General features: G+C 75.1%; 1 protein-coding gene. It reads right to left on the minus strand.

Annotated elements, in window-relative coordinates; genetic code table 11:
• Nucleotides 1–184: 184 nt before the first annotated feature.
• A partial coding sequence (locus tag HKX41_10875; protein ID NNC24633.1) for a hypothetical protein occupies nt 185–325 on the minus strand: 141 nt, incomplete at its 5' end.

The following is a 325-nucleotide window of genomic DNA, read 5'->3' on the forward strand; positions in this document are numbered from 1 at the left end:
TGCGGCAGCATCGATCGAGGGCCGGGCGCGCGGCGCCGGGCGTGGTCCTACCCTCTCGCCCGGCGCGTTGCGCACCGGGCGGAAAGCGCAGCGAAGCGTATACACCGGCGGGCGCACGGCGAACCGCCGGCGCCCGCAGTGTGCGCCGGCGGCTATCGGCCGTCGGCGCAGCGCTCCTGCGTCGTTACAGCCCGTAAGCCTCGACCACCGCCTCGTGCCGCGACACATCCGCGCCAGCCTGCTCGGCCAGCTGCTGCCAGCTCAGCGGATGCTCCCAGCCGGCGGTGAGTTCGTGCAGGCGGCGGTCGATCTCGGCCGGCGCCAG

Origin of the sequence: Salifodinibacter halophilus, from assembly GCA_012999515.1 — a bacterium.
Lineage (GTDB): Bacteria > Pseudomonadota > Gammaproteobacteria > Nevskiales > Salinisphaeraceae > Salifodinibacter > Salifodinibacter halophilus.